This window comes from Pedobacter glucosidilyticus (genome assembly GCF_002483235.1).
Taxonomy (GTDB): Bacteria; Bacteroidota; Bacteroidia; order Sphingobacteriales; family Sphingobacteriaceae; genus Pseudopedobacter; species Pseudopedobacter glucosidilyticum_B.
In genome coordinates, this window is sequence record NZ_DLHN01000019.1 from 1 (window position 1) to 19,208 (window position 19,208).

General features: G+C 33.9%; 12 protein-coding genes. 6 read left to right on the top strand and 6 right to left on the bottom strand.

Translation table 11 applies throughout. The features are described 5' to 3' along the window. Positions 1-616 (bottom strand): hypothetical protein (locus B2745_RS05655; protein WP_304064298.1); only part of this gene is annotated, 616 nt, incomplete at its 3' end. 174 nt (positions 617-790) lie between these two features. Here B2745_RS05655 and dnaE point away from each other — a divergent pair. Continuing rightward, a complete protein-coding gene (dnaE, locus tag B2745_RS05660; RefSeq protein ID WP_304064299.1) occupies positions 791-5,155 on the top strand; it encodes a DNA polymerase III subunit alpha in 4,365 nt (1,454 codons plus the stop codon). A gap of 40 nt (positions 5,156-5,195) precedes the next feature. Here dnaE and B2745_RS05665 read toward each other — a convergent pair whose 3' ends face one another. The 3 genes from B2745_RS05665 to B2745_RS05675 all read right to left on the bottom strand — a co-directional run bounded on the left by B2745_RS05665 (position 5,196) and on the right by B2745_RS05675 (position 13,712). Continuing rightward, positions 5,196-6,368, bottom strand: coding sequence for an ATP-binding protein (locus B2745_RS05665; protein WP_304064300.1), 1,173 nt, complete (start codon positions 6,366-6,368; stop codon positions 5,196-5,198). A gap of 178 nt (positions 6,369-6,546) precedes the next feature. After that, positions 6,547-8,835, bottom strand: coding sequence for a BamA/TamA family outer membrane protein (locus B2745_RS05670; protein ID WP_304064301.1), 2,289 nt, complete (start codon positions 8,833-8,835; stop codon positions 6,547-6,549). Then, complete coding sequence (locus B2745_RS05675) at positions 8,832-13,712, bottom strand: translocation/assembly module TamB domain-containing protein (protein WP_304064302.1); 4,881 nt, start codon at positions 13,710-13,712, stop codon at positions 8,832-8,834. Before B2745_RS05675 ends, B2745_RS05670 begins: the two co-directional genes overlap by 4 nt. A 317-nt stretch (positions 13,713-14,029) precedes the next feature. Between B2745_RS05675 and trxA the strand changes: the two genes are divergently transcribed. From trxA to B2745_RS05695, 4 genes are all read left to right on the top strand, one after another. After that, on the top strand, positions 14,030-14,350 hold the full coding sequence (trxA, locus tag B2745_RS05680; protein ID WP_026903008.1) for a thioredoxin: 321 nt from the start codon (positions 14,030-14,032) through the stop codon (positions 14,348-14,350). A 111-nt stretch (positions 14,351-14,461) separates the two neighbouring features. After that, positions 14,462-15,058: an OmpH family outer membrane protein gene (locus tag B2745_RS05685; RefSeq protein WP_026903007.1), complete on the top strand. Its 597-nt coding sequence runs from the start codon at positions 14,462-14,464 to the stop codon at positions 15,056-15,058. Positions 15,059-15,125: 67 nt separating this feature from the next. Continuing rightward, the gene (locus B2745_RS05690) at positions 15,126-15,596 is read left to right on the top strand and encodes a nucleoside deaminase (RefSeq protein WP_304064303.1); all 471 of its coding nucleotides are present in this window, start codon (positions 15,126-15,128) and stop codon (positions 15,594-15,596) included. Between the two features lies 1 nt (position 15,597). Next, a complete protein-coding gene (locus B2745_RS05695) occupies positions 15,598-16,572 on the top strand; it encodes a Gfo/Idh/MocA family protein (RefSeq protein WP_304064304.1) in 975 nt (324 codons plus the stop codon). Between the two features lie 26 nt (positions 16,573-16,598). Here B2745_RS05695 and B2745_RS05700 read toward each other — a convergent pair whose 3' ends face one another. Together B2745_RS05700 and B2745_RS05705 are read right to left on the bottom strand one after the other, a co-directional pair. Further along, the gene (locus B2745_RS05700) at positions 16,599-17,720 is read right to left on the bottom strand and encodes an ATP-binding protein (protein WP_304064305.1); all 1,122 of its coding nucleotides are present in this window, start codon (positions 17,718-17,720) and stop codon (positions 16,599-16,601) included. A 117-nt stretch (positions 17,721-17,837) separates the two neighbouring features. Continuing rightward, positions 17,838-18,239 carry an RNA-binding S4 domain-containing protein gene (locus B2745_RS05705; protein WP_304064306.1) on the bottom strand — a complete coding sequence of 134 codons (402 nt, stop codon included), beginning with the start codon at positions 18,237-18,239 and terminating at the stop codon, positions 17,838-17,840. 74 nt (positions 18,240-18,313) lie between these two features. On the opposite strand from B2745_RS05705, the gene B2745_RS05710 reads away from it, so the two are divergent. Further along, a complete protein-coding gene (locus tag B2745_RS05710) occupies positions 18,314-19,132 on the top strand; it encodes a 2,3,4,5-tetrahydropyridine-2,6-dicarboxylate N-succinyltransferase (protein ID WP_026903002.1) in 819 nt (272 codons plus the stop codon). Positions 19,133-19,208 lie beyond the last annotated feature (76 nt).

The window sequence follows — 19,208 nt, forward strand, 5'->3', positions numbered from 1 at the left end:
CTGGCTTTAAATCATCTTGTTTAATTAAGAAAACCTGTTCTATTAAAGCAATGTCTGGTTTGTTTTTTATTTGATAAATGAGTTTATGCTGTTTCTCACTTCTAGGTTTCATCCTGATAGTAAAAAAAGCATTCAATAAGCCCACACCTTCTAAATTATAAACAGAAGAATCTTTCTTTATTTCATAAAAACTATTTTTTAAATCGCTAATGATTTCCTTTTTTAAAGGATGTTTAATTTGAGTATCCGAAACAAAAGCTACCAAATAATAAGCGCTATCAATTTTGAGTTCTTTAGCATAAGCTTTAACTTCTTTAATAGGTTTGTCTAGATAAAAAGATGCTCTATCCCAAGAATAAGATTCTATTATTTCTCTCTTTATTTTCAATCTATAATTATAATACTTATCAAAGTCTCCTGAAAGATGTTTAATTACCTCCAAACTATCTTTCTTGCTTAAAATAACGGTATCTCTTAAGCTAGTTTTGAAACTTTCGTAATTAAAAGTCTGTGTTTGAGCATTAACATGCAAAAAAGAAATCCAAATAAACAGTATAAATACAGCAGTAGATTTAATAACACCTACTTCCATAGGTTTTGAAACATGTTTTTTCATAGTTACTAAATATGCTTATTATATGAATAAATTCAAAATAATGTTGATAGTTTAAATGAGCAAACAAGTTATCAACACCCCAAAATCACACAATTTTTTTGGTAAATTTGAGCTTAGTCAGGCAGAATAATCTTCATCTGCCAAACTCCTCATTCACAAAAACATATCATTACGATGTATTTAATTTTTGATACCGAAACCACTGGATTACCTAAAAGATGGGACGCCCCTATTACCGATACAGATAACTGGCCGAGGTGTATTCAAATTGCATGGCAATTACATGATGATATGGGGAAACTCATCTCCAATGAGGATTATTTAATTAAACCAGAGGGCTTTAATATCCCTTACGATGCCGAAAAAGTTCATGGTATTTCTACCGAGCTAGCCGCTGCAGAAGGATTTCCTTTAGCAGATGTTTTAGTAAAATTTAATGCTGCCATTGCACAAGCTAAATTTATTGTAGGGCAAAACATCAAGTTTGACTTAAACATTATGGGTTGCGAGTTCCACCGCTTTCAAATAGCTACAGAACTTAACAACAAACCTATTTTAGATACCTGTACAGAAGTTACTGCTAGCTTATTACAGTTACCTGGTGGTAGAGGCGGAAAATTTAAACTCCCTAATTTAACAGAGCTTCACCAATACCTATTTAAAGTACCTTTTGGCGAAGCACATAATGCAACAGCTGATGTTGAAGCTACCACCCGATGCTTTTTTGAACTTCTTAGAAAAGACGTTTTTACAACGCAAGAATTACAAACTGATGAAGCTTATCTAACTCAGTTTAAAACAGCCAACCCAGAAACTATTCGCCCAGTTGGTTTAAAACACATTAACCTCAAAGAAGCTTCCGAAGCGCTTAGAAAAAGTACAAAACAGCAACATGATGTTAATCAAATTAACAGCGATAGTTTTGCTAGCCTGGCAGATGTAAGTTTTGCACATCTGCATAACCATACCCAATTTTCTATTTTACAATCTACAGCATCTGTAGCAGATTTGGTAAAAGCAGCTGCAAAATATAAAATGCCAGCTGTTGCCATTACAGACCATGCCAATATGATGGGGGCTTTCCATTTCGTAAGTCAGGTTTTAAACCATAATAAAGCAGCAGAAGCAAAAAATAAAGTTGCCTTAGAAAATGGTGAAGCACCAACAGAAACCATTATTAAACCGATTGTAGGCTGCGAGTTTTTTGTTTGCGATAACCATAAAGACAAAAGCAGAAAAGACAATGGCTACCAAGTTGTATTTTTGGCAAAGAATAAAAAAGGCTATCATAATTTAGCTAAAATGTCTTCTATTGCTTATACAAGTGGCTTTTATTATGTACCCCGGATAGACAGACAAATTATAGAGCAGTATAAAGAAGATATTATGGTGCTTTCTGGAAACCTTTATGGTGAAATCCCAAGTAAGGTTTTAAACATGGGCGAAAACCAAGCAGAGGAAGCCTTAATCTGGTGGAAACAAACCTTCGGCGAGGATTTTTATATCGAGCTGATGCGCCATAATCAGGAAGATGAAAATCGGGTAAACCAAACTTTAATAAACTTAGCTAAAAAACATCAGGTTAAACTTATTGCCACCAATAATACTTATTACATCAATAAAGAAGATGCTCATCCGCATGATATTTTACTATGCGTAAAAGATGGCGAGAAGTTCTCTACACCAAAAGGACGTGGAAGAGGTTTCCGTTATGCCTTACCAAACGACGAGTATTATTTTAAATCTACCGATGAGATGAAAAAGCTGTTTTCTGATATTCCGGAGGCCATTATTAACATTTCTGATGTAATTGATAAAGTAGAAATTTACTCGCTTTATCGCGATGTTTTGCTTCCTAAATTTGATATTCCGGAAGAGTTTTTAGTTCCAGAAGACGAAGCTGATGGAGGTAAAAGAGGAGAAAATAAATACCTTGCTCATTTAACCTATGTCGGCGCAGCAAAACGTTATAATGAAATTACTCCTGAAATTAGAGAGCGTTTAGATTTTGAGCTTAAAACTATAGAAAATACCGGTTACCCGGGATATTTCTTAATTGTTCAGGATTTTATTGCCAAAGCCAGAGAAATGGACGTTTCTGTAGGCCCAGGAAGGGGTTCGGCAGCAGGTTCTGCAGTAGCCTATTGTTTAGGTATTACCAATATAGACCCTATTGCTTATGATTTACTTTTCGAGCGTTTCTTAAATCCAGACAGGGTTTCCATGCCCGATATTGATATCGACTTTGATGATGAAGGTCGTGGCCGAGTGATGGATTACGTTATCAAAAAATATGGAGCCAGCCAAGTAGCGCAAATCATCACTTACGGTACTATGGCGGCAAAATCATCTATCAGAGATACCGCCCGTGTGCTAGATTTACCACTTTTTGAGGCTGATAAAATTGCTAAGCTCATCCCTAACTTAAAGCTGAATAAGATTTTCAATATGGATGAACAAGCGCTTAGAAGTGCGCTCCGCTCTGAGGAGATGGAAAACGTTCAGCAATTAATTGCTTTGGCCAATGGGAATGATTTAGGTGCCGAAACCATCAAACAAGCAAAAGTTCTGGAAGGTTCTTTAAGAAATACCGGTATTCATGCTTGCGGGGTAATCATTACTCCTGACGATATTACTAATTTCGTTCCGGTTGCAACTGCAAAAGACTCTGATTTATATGTTACCCAATTTGATAACTCGGTAGTAGAAAGTGCTGGTTTATTAAAAATGGACTTTTTAGGTCTTAAAACGCTTACGCTGATAAAAGACACTGTTAAGTTGGTTAAACACCGACTGGGTATTGATTTAGACCCTGATACCTTCCCTATTGATGACGAAAAAACTTATGAACTTTTCCAACGTGGTGAAACGGTAGGTATTTTCCAGTACGAGTCGCCCGGAATGCAAAAGTACATGAAAGAGCTAAAGCCAACCGTTTTTGGTGATTTAATTGCCATGAATGCGCTTTACAGACCAGGACCATTGGAGTATATCCCTAGTTTCATTAGAAGAAAAAATGGAGAAGAAGAAATAAAATACGATTTAGATGCCTGCGAAGAATACCTAAAAGAAACCTACGGAATTACGGTTTACCAAGAGCAAGTGATGCTACTTTCCCAAAAACTTGCTGGCTTTACCAAAGGTGAGGCAGACGTTTTACGTAAAGCGATGGGTAAAAAGCAAAAAGATGTTTTGGATAAAATGAAACCTAAATTTGTGCAACAAGCTGCAGAAAAAGGTCATGACCCTAAAACATTAGAAAAAATATGGAAAGACTGGGAAGCTTTTGCGAGTTACGCTTTTAACAAATCTCACTCTACCTGTTACGCTTGGATTGCCTACCAAACTGCATATTTAAAAGCCCACTACCCTGCCGAATATATGGCTGCTGTACTATCAAATAACATGAATGATATTAAGCAGGTAACTTTCTTTATGGAAGAATGTAAGCGTATGGGTTTGGAAGTTTTAGGTCCGGATGTGAATGAGTCTTATTATAAATTTACTGTAAATGAGCAATATGCTATCCGATTTGGTATGGGTGCTATTAAAGGTGTAGGAGCCGGAGCAGTTGAAACCATCGTAGAAAACCGTAAAACAGGTAAATACAAATCTATTTTTGATTTAGCCAAACGTATTGATTTAAGAGCTGCCAATAAAAAAGCTCTTGAAAATCTTGTTCTGGCAGGCGGATTTGATTGTTTTGAAAATACCCATAGAGCTCAATATTTTTATGATGATGGTGATGGAGCATCGCCACTTGAAAAAGCAATTAAATACGGTGCTAAGCATAAAGAAAATGAAAATTCCTCTCAAGGAAGTTTATTTGGAGGCTCAAGCAATGTAGAAATTGCAGAGCCTACGCTATCTCCTTGCGAAGAATGGGGAGCTATGGAAAAACTTGCTAAAGAAAAAGAAGTTGTTGGGATTTACATCTCAGGGCATCCTTTAGATGAGTATAAATTGGTTTTAAATAAATATTGTTCTAGCGGTAATCTTACCATTTTTAATGATATTGAAAAAGGTGCCGATTTCCAATTTAAAGTTGGCGGTATTGTGACCGCTATCAGGCACATGACTACTAAAGACGGTAGAGGCTGGGGTATTTTTAAGCTTGAGGGATATGATGATGCTTTTGAATTTACCATTTATAGAGATGAATATCTGAAATTTAAACACCATTTGATTGTCAATAATTATCTTTATATCAAAGGAAATGTAAGCTACTTTTCTAATCCAGACGGTACTAAAAGGCATCGTATTTCTTATACAGATTTTACAGACCTTAGAGATGTTCTGGAAAAACAATCTACCAAAATTGATATTAGTGTGGATATAAGCGAGATAAGTGATGAATTTATTCAGAGTTTAAATCAAGTGATATCAAACCATAGTGGCTCCAAAAAATTAAGCTTTGTTATTTTGGATAAAAAAGACCGCTTAAAAGTAGATATGCAAAGCAAAACCAAACAAATTAATATTTGTAAAGAGCTTTTAAGCCAGTTGGATGAATTGGAAGTAGATTATGTATTAAATTAGAAAAAAGTTTTGATAATGGAGAACTATTTGCGTTTAATAGCTAGCTGTCAAACTTAATATTTCTAAAGTTGATAACTCCGTTTTCCGAGGTTTCATAATCATCAGGACCATCATAAATTACTTGTGTAGATGTGATATCTTGTCCAACAACTTTTCTAAGATAATTTAAGTTATTTAAAAAATCTCTTGTAAAAGCTTTAGCTGATTTAATTTCATAAGCATGAAGTTGCAAACCTTTTTCTTCTACTAAATCAACTTCATGTTGAGATTTATCTCTATAAAAATATAAATTAGGTAATTTACCTTTGTTAAATCTATTTTTCATAAACTCTAACACCACCAAATTCTCAAAAATAGCACCTCGCAAAGGATGAGCATCTAAATGTTGCTCATTTTCTATACCTAACAAAAAGCAGGCTAATGCGGTATCATAAAAATATATTTTAGGAGATTTCACTAACCTTTTACCAATATTTCTAAAAAAAGGTGGTAACCTAAATACTACATAGGATGCTTCTAGAGTATTTAACCATTCTTGTATTGTAGGTACCGATACACCTATCTCATTAGATAATGAAGAAGCATTAAACTCCGAACCTACCCTACCAGCACACAACTTCATAAACACTTGAAAACGATTAATATCCTTGATATTTAACAACTGTCTTACATCTCTTTCTATATAAGTGTTATAATAATTTTGTGTTACATCATTTGCAGGAATTCCCTTAGCCCAAACAGCCGGATAACCACCATTTAAGAGTAAAGTATTGGTACTTGTATTTTTATGTTCGCCAATTTCATTTAATGATAAAGGTAATAAGGTAAGTATAGCTGCCCTACCAGCTAATGATTGCGTAACGCTTTGTAATAAAGCAAAATTACTACTACCGGTTAATACATATTTAGCATCCTCATGCTCATCTACGATAACCTGTAAATAAGAAAATAGCTCTGGGATATGCCGGGCTTCATCTATAATTAATCCGCCAAGATGCTCCTCTAAAAAAGCTTTTGGTGCTGCCATTACTTGCTCTCTGGTAGTAGGATTTTCCAAATTGATGTAATGATAATTTGGAAACTGATGCTTGCACAAAGAAGTTTTTCCAGATTGCCTAGGGCCTGTAACCACTATGATGGTATATAATTTTGATAATCGATTTAACTCGCTATCTAATATCCTTAATATAAACTCTTTTGATGAAATAGCCATTTTTAAAGTACAACTTTAAATCTGTCCAAATATAGATTTATTTTCACCGAATTACAAATAGCATCAACTACTTGATTTTAAAAATACAAACATAAAACACCTAAAATTCAAATTTTTATAATTAAATAGACAAATTTAAAGTACAACTTTAAATCCGCCAAAAAAGATATGTATATCCTTAAAAAGGGTATCCAATAGCTAAATTGAAAACTAGATTTTCTCTACGCCAATCTCTGTTACCAAAATCTATTTGGTTTAAAACCCAACGTTCACCATCAGGTAAATAAGGTTTTCGGATAGGAAATGCTAAATCTCCCCTCAAAATCAGAAAAGATAAATCAAAACGCAAACCAACGCCTGTTCCTACAGCCAATTCTTTCATAAAATCTTTAGATAAAACAGCACCTGGTCGGTTTGGATCGTTGTTAGCCATCCAGATATTACCTGCATCAATAAAAGCTGCACCTTCTACAATAGAAAATAATTTTGCTCTATATTCTGCATTCAACTCCAATTTAAAATCTCCAGATTGGTCTGGTAAAAAGCTATCCTCATCAACATTATAACGGAAAGTACCAGGACCTAAAGACCGAGCCCTGAATGCTCTGATGCTATTTGTTCCACCAGAGAAAAACTGTTTGATAAAAGGTAAAGAACTGGAGTTTCCATAAGGTAAGCCAGCTCCAATAATAATTCTACTAGCTAACCTGTTTCTGTCATTAAGCTTAAGGTAATACCTAAAATCATGTTCGGTTTTAGCAAACTCGCTATAAGGAACATTCAAAATGGTAGCAGTATCACCTCTTTGTACATTACCATTTTTTATTAAACCTGTAATAGTGGCAGATAAATCTATAGAACCTTTATAGTAAAAAGTGTGTGTTTTACTGGTTTCTGTGGTATTGGTAAAAGTAAAGCTATAAGTTGGACCAAAAATTAATTGTTTTTCTATCACTCTTGCTAAAGATGGTATACTATCAATTTGACGCCTATATAAATCAGAAACATTAAAAGAATTTACATAAGTAATATCAATTACATTAAGTTGGTGTTCTTTACGGATTTCTTCTTTCCATAAATAGCCAAAGGAGGCTTTAAAAGTGTTTAAAGAATATAATTTCACCCTATTCTGGAACTCATAACCTAAAGTTGCTCTGGTTTTAGGGACAAAAGCACTGGTACCATTGATATTAAAAGGTGTTATAAAACGTGGCCAAACCAAACTAGCATCAGCACCAAAGCGATAAACATTAAAGCCTTGGTTTTGACCTGATACTTGTGTCTCCATCCCACCAAAACCTGTAATGGTTAATTGTTCTGCTCCTTTAAAGGTATTGCGATTTATCCAGTTTAGATTTAACTCTGTACCAGTATAATTAGCTGAGTTTGTTTTCCCTAACAACTCAAAACGGATAGATTTTTTCTCTCTTGGTGTTAAATAATAATAAGCATCCAAGACATGACGAACAGAATCAGACTCTTTGAATTGATTTTTGACGAATCTGAAAACACCTAAATTTACCAATCTGTTAAGCGATAAATTATGATCAGTACGGTTGTAAACATCTCCTTTATGGAAAAACAAAGTACGATCAAAAACCTGAGGTTTAAAAAGTGGATCGCCATCATCAATAATTTTAAAATCTTTATAAGCAACTGCCGAGTCTTTATTTAACCGCCTTTCTTTTCTTAAAGAATAATCAGGGTAAATGTAAATATCATCTATCGTATAAACTTGTTTGGCATTAATAGGGGTTTCTTTTTTTACTTCTACTAATAAATCTACCTGCTGGTTTCCAACGGTACTATCAACTTTAACAATTAAATAATCTGGCCCGAAATAATAAAAGCCTTTCTCTTTTAAGCGTACATCGATACGCTCCCGCTCGGCCTTAATTTTGTCTAAATCGTAAGCTTCCGTTGGTTTTAGGAAAGTATTAACTTCTGTTTCTTTGATGGCTTGAGTTAATACCGATGAATCTTGAGGAAAAATCACCTTCCTTATCTTATATTGTTTTTTGGTTTGCACCGAGTATTGGGCTTTTACTCTTCTGTTTCTTTCGGTAGAATCGGCGGTTGTTTCTGCTAAAAAATATCCTTTATTTTCTAAGCGGTTTTGGATGATAGATGCATTATAATCCAAATCTACCTGACTCATGAATACAGGAGGTTCGCCAACTTTATTCTTCAGCCAGTTTCTTAAACCCTTCTCTTTTTTAGGAGTTCCGGCTATGTTGTAAAAAAATAATTTTGGTCTTAAACCTAAAATAGTTGAGTTAGGTTTGGGTCTTAACACACCTTCCAATTCTGATGTTAAGCTTTTACGCTCGCTTTTGGTAGTTTCTTTATCTGTAATTGTAACTTCTGCCCCTGTATAAAGTTGCTCGCCTTTAGGCAAATACTTGATATTGCTACAAGCAGACATCAAGAAAATAACCATAAAAACTATCAAATATCTATTTATCATTTTGAATTATTTCTTCTTCGTGGCGATTTAGGCTTTTCAAAAATCTCTTTAAACTGGTTATAATCCATCGTTAAAATAAATCCTAAACCTGTTTCTATAACCTGCCCTTGTATAGCCATTTGGTATTGATTTTTACGATATGCCCTTAACAGATAACGTCCGTCTTTAGAAAGCTGATAATCAGCAGCAATATCTCCGGCTATGTTATTAGTTTGGCGGTTTGCTTGTTGCGGACCTTCTAAGCCAAAATTACTACCAATGGTAACTTTTAACCTGTCGTTTAACAATCTTTTAGATAGGCCTACATTTAAATCGGTACGGTTTTCTAGCTGTCCTGTGGTATAATCATCGGTAGCTTCCAAATCAAAATTTAACTCAACACCACCAAGTAAATCGCCTGCAAGATTATTCAATTGTTGAGATAATATTTTACTAACACTTTGTCTGGCTATAGATTCTACTCCACCAGAACCAGCTTCGCTTGCAAAAGGGTTTTCGCCTACAAATCTGTTTAACAATAACAATGCAAAAACTTGCTTATTAAGCTCTGATGGTTGCTGCCTTAACTGCTCTAAACGGGTTCTTGACTCACTGATGATATCTTGAGAAACGTTATAATTTCCTTCTGGGAGCACAATATCAAAACTAATTTCTGGCTTTAGTAACTCGCCATCCATATTGAGTAATACTTGGAAAGGAATTTCTTGCTTGTACGTGTTACGTACCGCAGCGGACCTACCACCTAATTGATTATCCAATAAATCTAGAGGAGCTGTTTCTGTTTCGTAAATAGCAGTAATATCTATATTAGCGGTGGTTGGCTCTCCTGTCCAAACCAAAGAGCTTCCTTCTTTAATTTTAAATATCCGTCTGATGAAGTTGAAAGACATTTCATAACTTCCTTCTTTTAATTCGTATTTCCCGGTGAGGCTTATTTTACCTGATGGGTCCATGCCACCTGTTAGCTCTGCTTCGCCTTTAAGCTTTACAAAATCGCCATTTCCTTTATCAATAATCATGGTCAGTTCTGCTTCTGGGTCTACTTCTATATTCATAGAAACATCCATACCGGTAACACTACTTTTATTAAGAGAATCTGGTAAAGCAAAAGTTTCTGCCAGCTGTGGATTATCCTGATCTATAAATTCTACAATCCCCTCTCTGTCTGCTATACCCGGGTCTGACTGTGGTAAAACAATAGTGAATCTGGTATCCTTATTAATTTTTAGTGTTCCTTCTATCTCTGGCTGGTTTAAATCACCGCGAATTCTTAATCGGGTGTTTAAAAACAAATCGCCATAATAAAGCTCATTATCTTTAGCTGTTGAGTTAACTGCCCTAAAATTATTGGCATTTACATCTACATTAAATCTATAATCCTGATAATTGCTGGTATAAATTGCTCCGTTTACCGTGAGTTTATTATTGGCCGAGTCTGATAAACTAAACCTATCAAAATTTATTCCTTCTTGGGTAAAAGATATTTTATCATTTAGTAATTGAAAATAAGAGTTTAAAGGTGTTACTCTAAAAGCTCCATCCTTAAACTGTAAATCGCCAATAACTTTTGGGGCTGTAGCTGTACCAGATATTTTAAAACCGCCTGTTAAATAACCGCTACTCTCTTTTAAATTACCAAAAGTAAAACCTTCTATACTTTTAAGATTTAGCTTTACCATATTCAAATCCATATCAAAACTACTATTATTGGTACGGTAAATTCCATCTAGTCTAACATCATTATCTTGCCCAGTTATGGCTACCTGTGCAGCAAAAGTATTGGCCTGCTGGTTATTAACTTTTAAGCTGATGTTTCCTAAAGTATCTGTTCTGAAATTAAAGTTTTGAATAGCTAAATCTGAAGTAAAAGAGAAATCCCGATCTAAATCTTTCAGTAAAACATCTCCATTTAAGGTTCCACCTATTAATAAAGAATCTTTCTCGATGATGCTTGTTAAGGTTTCAATTTTAAAATTATCAAAAGTAACAGTCATAGGGGCATTTAAAACCCTTGCTTGTGATTGTATTTTGATGGATTGAGATTGGTTTCGTAATTCGAAATTATTGGCATAAATACCACTTTCTCCAAAACTTAAAAGGTTGTTTTCGTTAATCTGCCATCTTTCGTAATTAAGTTTTAATCCTTCTAAAGCTAGTTTAAACTCCGTATCGTTTTTAATGGCCTGCATGGTTCCGGCAATTAAATAACGTTCTTTGTCTTGGATATCTTTAACCTGTAAACGATAATCGATGATATTTTTTGCAATGTTTCCACTTAAGGCTGTATAAGGAAGCAAGAATTGACTGCTTTTAACTTCATCAATAATAAAGCTGTAAGCCAAACTATCGTTTTTGGGTTCTATATTTAATACCGCATTACTGATGATGTTTGAACCATAAATTACTTTTGGAATATTGGCTTTCATAATAATGGTGTCGCCTTCGCTATTGTAGCGTCCGTTTATTTGGATAGGCTCTATCCGGGTTAAACCCGGAACAAAAGCTATTAATGCTGGATGATTTTGAACCGATAATTGATAGGCAAAATATTGAGGTTTAACAGGCTCTTTTTTTATTCCCTGGCTGGTATCGTAATATTTAGCTATGCTATTGGTCAAGGCTGTAGCCAATTGCGTAAACTGATATTTACCTTTTATACTTCCATTTAAAAAAGGAGATTTGATGTTTAACGAGTTTTGAGATGCCGATGCTTGCGAAATGATATTGATAGAGTCTAACGGAAAACGCTCTGTTTCTGTTGCAATAAGCATATTGTTTATAGATATTTTCCCATTCAGATAATCAGGGTCTAGCGTTGCTATATCAGCATCTATTTTACCTCTAAATTTTAAGCTTCCTTTATAGAGATTTAAAGCTCCAAAATTGGCGCTATCTATATTGGTCTTTAAATATAAACTTGGATATTGCTGATTAAAACTTCCTTTAGCTAATAAATCAAAATCAAGGTTTTTATCCTCCATATTGGCTGTTGCCTGATATATTCCTGCTTTGATATTTCCTTTAACATCTAAATTTTTATAATTATAACCATTGTATTGAGCTTTTAAAACCCGAGCTTTTACGCCGGCAACCATCGTTTTAGGGTTTAAGCCCATACCACTTACTTGTGCATTTAAACTTATCCTACCGATAGAATCATTTTTAATCAATTGCCCTACATGGAAATCTTTTACCTCAACTGTTGCTTGGTAGCGTTCTTTGTTTTTTAAACGTTGGTCGTAATTAGCTTTAACGGTAGCATTTCCTAAACTACTTTTTAGAAAGAGTTGCGTATTAAAATTATTTATAGCTCCTTTAAAAAATCCATTTAATGATAAACGTTGCGGAATTTGAAATTGAGCCGGTAAAGTACCTTTAGGAATAAAGCTATTGATGTCTTTTGCAGTGGTTCTAAATTCTTTGATATTAAGGTCAAAAAAAGCTTTTTCTACATTTGGAAGTCCTTTTATCCTGCCATAGGCAACTAGATTAGTTTGACCAATTCCGCTAAGTTCTAGTTTAGGAATATTTAGATTGTCTAACCTTCCTTTTACAGTGCTATTCACCCTTAATATAGCATTTGGGTTTCCTTTAAAGGGAGGATTTTGAGCTAAATCTGGTGCAAATAGTAAAATATCAGCGAAAGCGATACTACTTTTATTTAACGATGCTTCTATATACAGTTCACTTAAATTCTTTGATAAAGTTGCAATAGATGGATAAGCCACTTTAATTTCATCCCGAATAAGCGACCTTGGAGTTTTAATATATAAATCCTCTAGGTAAGCGTACTTAGGTCCGTAAAAAAAAGATGTTTTAAAATCCTGAATATTTAAGCCACTTTTTTCTGCAACTTTCAAACTGGCTATTTTTCCAGAAATGGTATCGGTACTGTAATAAATATCATCTGCATTTAGCAAAAGTCCTTTTAAATCCAGGTGCATATAATCTATACCTCTTTTTAAAGGTTTGCTATTAAAATCATCAAACTTAAAATCAACCTGTGCTATAGCCACTTCTTGTAAACCAACTTTCCAGCCGGGTTGCGTGTTATTGCTTGTTGTTTCTGTAATGGGTTTCGCTAATGCTTTTCCAAAGGCTAAACTTCCTTTAGATTGCTTTATAGATAGTTTTTCAATGTTTATCCATTGTTTTTGTAAGTCTAGTGTATTAAAAATCAGGTTTAGTTCACCCAAATCTAAAAAGGTTTTTAAGCTGCTCCCTTCGCTATTATAATTGATTTTTATAGCAGAAAGAGCTATTTCTTCGAGCTTTAATTTTAAAGATGGGTTATGAGAAGCTTCTTTAACAGTTTCTTGTGTGTTCTTTACCAGTTCTTCTACTATACCTTGTTTCAAATTTAAATTTAAACCGTTTAGGGTAATCTTTGGAACGTCAAAATCTAAACTATCTAAATCAAATTTTTTAATTTTTGTATCAAAATGGTTGAGGTAAACATCCAGGTTATTTTTCGTGATGGCATCATCAAACCTTACCCTTATTTTGTCCAAATTTATTTTTTCTATTGAAAATTTCATGGTTGCACTACTATCCTGAGGCTTTGGTTCTTTAGATTGCTCGGCAGCAAATGCTTTAATGATGTAATCAAAATTAAAAACAGAATCTTGATTTCTTTTAACATTAGCCGTAACGCCTTGTAAATCTATGCTATTAATCTCTAGCTTATTGTCTAGTAATTTAAACAAACTGATATCTACAGCCAGTTTATCGCCAGCTAATAAAGTATCCTTTTGCAGGCTTTGAAAATAAACGCCATGAAGAATTATTTTTTTTGGCAAGCCAATTTCTAGCTTAGCTATACTTACGGGGGTTTTTATTTTCTCTTCTAGATAGTTAACTACTTTATTTTTTACCATATTTTGTATAGCCGGAACTTGGATAAGCAATACGACCAGTAAAAACAAAGTAATAACACCGGTAAAAATCCAGAGAATTGTCTTTAAAAAGAGTGATAGATATTTGTTCAAAAAATAAAAATTTATTGCTTTAAATATAATTAACAAAATATGCGCCAGTACAACATCTATCCATACTATTAAACAAAAAATACCCATATTGTTTTAACTATAGCTTTATCCTATGGTAAGATTACAAGAATCTATTTGTGGCAGAATGTTTGGGTATGTATATTTGAAATCTTAAAAAAAGAATTTTTATTTAAATCATTGATATTATGGCATTAGAAATTACAGATGCTAATTTTGAAGAATTAGTATTAAAATCAGATAAACCAGTTTTAGTAGACTTTTGGGCAGAGTGGTGCGGACCATGCCGTATGGTTGGACCTGTTGTAGAAGAGTTAGCAAAAGAATATGATGGTAAAGCTGTTGTTGGTAAAGTTAATGTAGACCACAATCCAGAAATCTCTATGAAATTTGGTATCAGAAACATCCCTGCTTTATTATTTTTCAAAAACGGAGAAATTGTTGACAAGCAAATTGGCGCAGTTCCAAAATCAGTTTTAGCTGAAAAATTAACCAAGCAAATGGCTTAATCCATTTAAATTGATATTAAAAAAAGATCTTTCGATGATTCTGAAAGGTCTTTTTTTATTTTATTAGGATACTTTTATTGAAAGTATATCTTTGTGTAAAAATAAATTAAAATGACACCATATTTTTCTAACATTACTAAAGCAGGTTTAGGCTTATTATTAGCTGTTGCTGTAGTAAGCTGTAATGATAGTACAGAACCAAAAACAACTAAATCAACAACCGAAACTGCTAAAGACCAAGCTGCTGCTGTGGTATACGTAAACTCAGATTCATTGTTAAATAATTACGAGTATTTCAAAGAAATCAAATCTAAATTTGAAGATAAGTCTAAAAAAGCCGAAGCTGATTTAAAAACTAAAGGTGCTGCTTTCCAACGTGAAGTTGCTGCATACCAACAAGGTGCACAAGGTATGAGTGCTGATGAAAGAGCTAGTACAGAACAGCGTTTAGCCCGTAAACAACAAGAATTACAGGCTTATCAGCAAAATGCAGGCTCTGCTTTACAAAGCGAAGAAATGGCAGAAAACGAGAAACTTTATGATAAAGTAGCTGATTACCTTAAAATTTATGCTAAAGAAAAAGGTTATAAAATGGTTTTAACTTACTCTAAAGGTAATAGCGCTATTTTATTTGCTGATGAAAGCTTAGATGTTACTAAAGAAGTAATCAAAGGCTTAAATGAAGCTTACAAAAAAGATAAAAAGTAATATTTTCAATTCTTAAAATATAAACAAAAGCTCGGCATTTGATGTTGAGCTTTTTTAATTTACAGCTATGGAACATGAAGATTTTATGAGAATGGCTATTGCCCTCTCTGAAGATAATGTTAAAAACAATTTAGGTGGTCCGTTTGGAGCGGTTATCGTTAAAAACGGTGAGATCATAGCCAAAAGTGCAAATACCGTAACCACTACAAATGACCCTACAGCACATGCAGAAGTTGCCGCCATAAGACTAGCTTGCCAAAACCTAAACACCTTTTCTTTAGAAGGATGCACTATTTATGCCAGTTGCGAACCTTGCCCCATGTGTTTAGGTGCAATATATTGGGCTAGGATAGATAAATTGTACTATGCTAATACTAAAAAAGATGCTGCCGCTATCAATTTTGATGACGATTTCATTTATCAGGAAATAGACTTGAAACCTGAGGACAGGAAATTACCATCGCAACAATTATTAAGAGATGAGGCTTTAAAAGCTTTTGAAATGTGGCAACAATCAGCCAGTAAAAAAGATTATTAAAATGGAAAATATCAATTGGGGAATTATTGGTTGTGGTAATGTTACTGAGGTTAAAAGTGGTCCTGCCTTTAGACAAGAGTACTCTAAAGTTGTAGCTGTAATGAGAAGAAATGCAGAAAAAGCTGCTGATTATGCTAAAAGACATCATATACAAAAGTGGTATCAAGATGCTTCTGCCTTAATTCTGGATGATGATATAAATGCCATTTACATAGCCACACCACCTCTTCAACATCATGACTATGCTATTGAAGCCTTAAAAGCAGGTAAACCAGTTTATATTGAGAAACCTGTTACCATTAATACGGAAGCTTGTAAAGCTATTATAGAAGCCCAAAAGCAATATCAGCAGAAAGTGGTAGTTGCCCATTATAGAAGAGAAGTGCCTTATTTTAAGGCTATAAAAAATCTTTTAGATGAGCAGCTTATTGGTGAGGTAAAATTTGTTAACCTACATACTTTACAAAGAAGCGGTTCTGATATGATTGCCGCAAGCGAAGAAAACTGGCGATTAAACCCCAGCATTTCTGGTGGAGGCTTATTTCATGATTTAGCACCACACGCCATAGATTTAATGCTTCATTTCTTCGGCAAACCTGTTTATTATGGTGGAGTATCTGCTAATCAATCCCTAAAAAGTAATGCTGATGATATTATTTGCGGCCAAATCAAATTCGAAAACAACATCATTTTCAACGGTTTATGGTGTTTTGATGTACTGCCCGAACAAGAAGAAGAGTTTTGTGAGATTATAGGTACAAAAGGGAAAATAACCTTTCACATTTTTGGCAATAAATTAAGTATCACCAAAAATGGAGAAACTGTTCATGAAGAATTTGAGCATCCTGTGAATATTCAACGACCAATGATTACTAAAACCATAGCCTATTTTAGAGGTGAAGGAGAAAACCCGTGTTCGCTAGAAGAAGCTTTATTAGGATTAGAAATTATAGAAAGTTTTGTTAGAAAATCTTGAAAATTCCTTAAATTACAATAACTCCATTACAACAAAAATTCATCTATATTCTCTTTACTAATGACTTTAAATTGGCTATTGGGGTAAGTTTTAAGAAAAAGCTGAGGTAACTTTGCTTTTGCTAACGCACTCCATTTAAATTCAAAGGCCGTTAATTGTCCATTAGCTTCTTCTACCCAATCAATCTCTTTTTGTTCTTTGGTGCGCCAATACCAGTAATTTACCCACTTGTCAGAGTAATTCAAGAATTTAATACGTTCAGAAACTACAAAGTTTTCCCATAAAGCACCTACATCAGCTCTATTTTCTATTTGATTAAAATTTGCTATAACCGCATTTCTAATTCCATTATCATAAAAATATATCTTCTTGCTATTTTTAAGTTCATTCCTCAAGTTTCTACTAAAAGAACTCAACCTAAATATAACATAGGTTTGTTCTAACAATACAATATATTTCTCTACTGTTTTAGAATCCAATCCACAAAGTTGCCCTAATTCGTTAAAAGAAACCTGAGAACCAACTTGAAAAGCTAAAGCTTGTAAGAGTTTTAATAATTTATCTGGCTTTTGGATTTGCTCCCAAGCCAAAATATCTTTATACAAATAGCTATCAGATAATTGCTTTAATAGTTCTACTTCGTTTCCTTGATTAACAATAACATCCGGATAATAACCATAAACTAAACGATGTGGAATCAAACGTTTTTCTTCTAATAAACCATGATGCTGTACCATTTCTGAGAATGAGATTGGAAACATTTTGTACTCCCATTTTCTACCGGTTAAAGGTTCATTAATGTGATTTGCCAACTCAAAAGCAGAACTCCCGGTTGCAATAAGTTGTACTTCTGGAATAGAGTCTGTAATGAGTTTTAAGCGTAAACCAATGTCTTTGATTCTTTGTGCTTCATCTATGACAATTATTTTCTTCTGACCAAAAATAGCTTTTAAACGAGTTGCAGAAATTGTAGAAAATAACTCTTGTACATCCACTTCATCTCCATTAAGCCATAAAACTTCTTCATCACTTCCAAAAAAAGATTTCAGTAAAGTGGTTTTACCAATTTGCCTTGCCCCAGTAAGAATGATAGCCTTTCCTTTAAAGAGTTTAGCCTTGATTTTTTCTGTAAGAAATCTATCTATCATGGTATTTGATTTCTTACAAAATTAACTTTTTCGGAATGAAATCCAAAAAAGTTATAACTTTTTCGGAATAGAATCCAAAAAAGTCATGTATTCATTTAAAAATATCTATGAATTCCCTTAATCGTCTTCTTCATCCATAAAAAAGTTATCTTGTAAATCGTCTATTTCACGTCTATCCTTTTTAGTTGGTCTTCCTGTTCCTCGGTCTCGTTCTAAAACAGGCATCCTAAACATACATTTAAATTTAATCGTATCTTCTAATGGAGTTATATCCTCATAATGTAAGACCGCTTTTTTAGCATCTACACGGTTGGCTAATAAAGCTGTTACTCTTATCAACTTCTTCTCAATATTTTTCGAAACCTGTAAAACATCGCCCACCTTAACCTCGTAACTGGCTTTAATGTTTGTGCCATCTTTCTTTACCCTTCCAGCCTTACAAGCTTCTGTAGCCAAGGTTCTGGTTTTAAACAATCTTATTGCCCACAGGTATTTATCTATCCTTACTTTTTCTACCATAAATCTTCTCAAAATAAGTCAAAAATCAGATTATTAGCTAAAAAAAGCTTTAATTTGCAAACAAAAATTTTAATATGATTGCCGAATTAAAAAAAGCCGTTGAAGATGCATGGGAAGATAGAAATTTATTGAATTTCAAAGAATACCGTGATGCTATAGAAAGAGTTATTTATCGTTTAGACTTAGGTGAACTAAGAGTTGCAGAACCTATTTTAGATGGTTGGGCTGTTAATGACTGGATAAAGAAAGCAGTAATTCTTTATTTCCCTATCAGAGAAATGGAAGAAATTGAAGTTGGTCCTTTTGTTTTTCACGATAAAATGAAATTGAAAACCGACTATAAAGAGAGAGGTGTGCGTGTAGTACCTCATGGTATTGCCCGTTATGGTGCGCATTTAGCAAAAGGCGTTATCATGATGCCTTCTTATGTTAACATAGGCGCATTTGTTGATGAAGGTACGATGGTTGATACTTGGGCAACAGTTGGTTCTTGTGCACAAGTAGGTAAAAATGTACACTTAAGTGGTGGTGTTGGTTTAGGCGGTGTATTAGAGCCGGTTCAAGCTTCACCTGTAATTATTGAGGATAACTGTTTTATAGGTTCTAGAGCAATTGTTGTAGAAGGTGTAAGAGTAGGTAAAGAAGCTGTTTTAGGGGCTAATGTGGTATTAACCGCATCAACCAAAATTATTGACGTATCTGGCGATGAGCCTGTAGAACATAAAATGTATGTTCCAGAGCGCTCTGTTGTGATACCAGGTAGTTATACCAAGAAATTCCCTGCTGGCGAGTACCAAGTACCTTGTGCACTAATTATTGGCAAAAGAAAAGAATCTACCGATAAAAAAACATCATTAAACGATGCATTAAGAGAACATAGTGTAGCGATTTAATAGAAGTTGAAAGTAAAAAGTTTAAAGTTAAGAGTAGAAAGCTAGATAAACATTGATCAAAACCTTTTTACTTTTA

Excerpts from the sequence above, each read along its gene's own strand:
- dnaE (WP_304064299.1), top strand. The coding sequence starts at position 791 with ATGTATTTAATTTTTGATACCGAAACCACTGGATTACCTAAAAGATGG.
- B2745_RS05665 (WP_304064300.1), bottom strand. The coding sequence starts at position 6,368 with ATGGCTATTTCATCAAAAGAGTTTATATTAAGGATATTAGATAGCGAG.
- B2745_RS05670 (WP_304064301.1), bottom strand. The coding sequence starts at position 8,835 with ATGATAAATAGATATTTGATAGTTTTTATGGTTATTTTCTTGATGTCT.
- B2745_RS05675 (WP_304064302.1), bottom strand. The coding sequence starts at position 13,712 with ATGGTAAAAAATAAAGTAGTTAACTATCTAGAAGAGAAAATAAAAACC.
- trxA (WP_026903008.1), top strand. The coding sequence starts at position 14,030 with ATGGCATTAGAAATTACAGATGCTAATTTTGAAGAATTAGTATTAAAA.
- B2745_RS05685 (WP_026903007.1), top strand. The coding sequence starts at position 14,462 with ATGACACCATATTTTTCTAACATTACTAAAGCAGGTTTAGGCTTATTA.
- B2745_RS05690 (WP_304064303.1), top strand. The coding sequence starts at position 15,126 with ATGGAACATGAAGATTTTATGAGAATGGCTATTGCCCTCTCTGAAGAT.
- B2745_RS05695 (WP_304064304.1), top strand. The coding sequence starts at position 15,598 with ATGGAAAATATCAATTGGGGAATTATTGGTTGTGGTAATGTTACTGAG.
- B2745_RS05700 (WP_304064305.1), bottom strand. The coding sequence starts at position 17,720 with ATGATAGATAGATTTCTTACAGAAAAAATCAAGGCTAAACTCTTTAAA.
- B2745_RS05705 (WP_304064306.1), bottom strand. The coding sequence starts at position 18,239 with ATGGTAGAAAAAGTAAGGATAGATAAATACCTGTGGGCAATAAGATTG.
- B2745_RS05710 (WP_026903002.1), top strand. The coding sequence starts at position 18,314 with ATGATTGCCGAATTAAAAAAAGCCGTTGAAGATGCATGGGAAGATAGA.